At 62.8% G+C, this 215-nt stretch carries 1 pseudogene; it reads left to right on the forward strand.

What is annotated here, in order from left to right:
* Positions 1–215: pseudogene (locus HJV72_RS19325) on the forward strand (ATPase); the annotation flags it as partial.

The following is a 215-nucleotide window of genomic DNA, read 5'->3' on the forward strand; positions in this document are numbered from 1 at the left end:
CGGCCGTCATCGCGTGCCCGACGGCTGGATCGTTGTAACGGCAGGCAACCCCCCGGAGTACAACCGCACCGTGCATGACTTCGACATGGCAACATGGGATCGTCTGAAGCGCATCGACGTCGACCCCGATTACACCGCATGGCGCGACTACGCCGTCGAAACGGGAGTGCATCCCGCCGTGCTCACGTATCTCGACATCGAGCAGGGGCACTTCT

Origin of the sequence: Extibacter sp. GGCC_0201 (assembly GCF_017566055.1) — a bacterium.
In the GTDB taxonomy this organism is placed as follows: Bacteria; Bacillota; Clostridia; order Lachnospirales; family Lachnospiraceae; genus Extibacter.